The organism is Pseudomonas rossensis (assembly GCF_039888995.1).
In the GTDB taxonomy this organism is placed as follows: Bacteria; Pseudomonadota; Gammaproteobacteria; order Pseudomonadales; family Pseudomonadaceae; genus Aquipseudomonas; species Aquipseudomonas rossensis.
On record NZ_JBBWCB010000283.1, the window covers coordinates 1 to 2,058 of the forward strand.

Genomic DNA, 2,058 nt, shown 5'->3' on the forward strand with positions numbered 1-2,058 from the left:
TGCAGCCACTGCCCATCGGCAGCATCGGCAGCATCGGCGAGTTGTACATCGGCGGGGTCGGCGTGGCGCGCGGTTACCTGAAACGTGCGGACCTGACCGAGGAACGTTTCCTCGCCAGCCCGTTCATCGAAGGTGATCGCCTATACCGCACCGGCGACCGTTGCCGTTTCCTCGCCGATGGCAATATCGAATACCTCGGGCGACTCGACCATCAGGTGAAACTGCGCGGTCAGAGGATTGAGCTGGGAGAAATCGACGCTGAATTGCTGGCGCAAACCGGCGTTCGCGACGCTGCCACGTTGTTGCTTGATCAGCGTCTGGTGAGTTTCTGGTGTGGTGAAGCCGATGAAGCCGCACTGCGCGCGGCATTGAGCGACAACCTGCCCTCGCACATGCTGCCAAGCCTCTTGGTGCAACTCGACAGCCTGCCACTCAACAGCAACGGCAAGCTCGACCGCAAGGCCCTGGCTGCCATGGCATTGCCTGAAACCAAAAGCGACCAGCCGCGCACGGCGCCGCGCAACGCCACCGAAACGGTGCTCTGTGAGTTGTTCAGCGAAGTGCTGGAATGCCCGTTGGTGGGGATCGACGATCACTTCTTCCATCTCGGCGGCCATTCCTTGCTGGCCACGCGACTGGTCGCCCGGGTTCGTGAACGCCTTGGCGCCAGCCTGCCGCTGGCGCTGGTGTTCGCCCAGCCGACGGTGGCGGCGCTGGCCGGTCATCTGCGCGCGGCGATGCCGGGTGAACTGATCACCGCGCAGCCGCGCCCGGCACAGTTGCCGCTGGGCCTGGCGCAGCAACGGTTCTGGATGCTCAGCCGTCTGGTGCCGGATTCGCGTGAATATCACATGCCGTTCGCCCTGACCTTGCATGGCGAGCTTCAAGTTCAGGCCTTGCGCGAGGCATTCGAACAAGTCAGCGAGCGCCATTTGGTGCTGCGCAGCCGCATCGTTGAAGTTGAAGGCGAGCCGCAGTTACTGATCGACAATCAGGGCCCGGCGCTCGCGGTCACTTCGGTCACCACACAAGACTGGGCGGTGGCGTGCGCCGATGCTCAGAACGAGCTGATGGCACCGTTCGACCTGGCCACCGCCGCACCTTGGCGTGCACACCTGTTGCAACGTCAGGGCAGCGACGAAAGCCTGTTGCTGGTGTGCCTGCACCACAGCGCCACCGACGGTTGGGCGATGCAGTTGCTGATCGACGAATTGGCCCAGGCCTACAGCGCCGGCCTGAACGGACAGTCGCCTGCCTGGACCGCCCTGGACGTCGACTATGTTGATTTCGCCCTGTGGCAGCAGCACCCGGACACACAGGTTCGGCGCAATGACAGCCTGGATTACTGGAAAAATCACCTCGGCCAGGACGACTACCAACTCGATCTGCCTCTCGACCATCCACGCGGTGCCGAGGCGGATCGCCGCGCCAGGCAACTGACCATCAACCTCGGCGCCTCGCGTGCCGAAGCCATCCGCCAGTTCGCCCGCCAACGCGGCACCACCAGCTACGTGGTACTTGCGACGGCACTGAGTGCCTTGCTCGCACGCTACAGCGGTCAGCGTGAAATTCGCCTCGGCACCCCGGCCGATCAGCGCGATCAGCCGCAAACCCAGGCACTGCTGGCGTGTCTGGTGAATACGTTGGTGATTCGCAGTGAAGTCGATCAACAGGCCCCGGCCGAGCAGTTGCTGGCCAGCCTTGAAGCCGATTTGCGCGCCGCCCAGGCCCATGCCGACCTGCCGTTCGCCACATTGGTCGGCGCCGTGGCCCAGCGTCGCGACCTGAACCGCACGCCGCTGGGCCAGGTGATGTTCTCCCTTACCCACGGCCGCATGGACAGCAGCCAATGGCCAGGCCTGAACATCGAAGAGCAGACGCTGCCGGTGATCGACGCCAAGTTCGAACAGAGCTGGGAAGTCCAGGACGATGGCAGCGACATGATCCTCGCACTGGAATACCAGGCGGCGCTGTGTGACGAATTGACGATGCAGCGCTGGAGCGCGCAATGGTGCGCGTTGCTGGACGCACTGGTGGCGACGCCAGCCCGGACGCTGG

Annotated in this window: 1 protein-coding gene; it reads left to right on the top strand. The window is 64.1% G+C overall.

All coding sequences use genetic code 11. The features are described 5' to 3' along the window. Window positions 1–2,058, top strand: a 2,058-nt coding sequence (locus WLY71_RS30420) for a condensation domain-containing protein (protein ID WP_347806532.1), incomplete at both ends; no start/stop codon positions are given.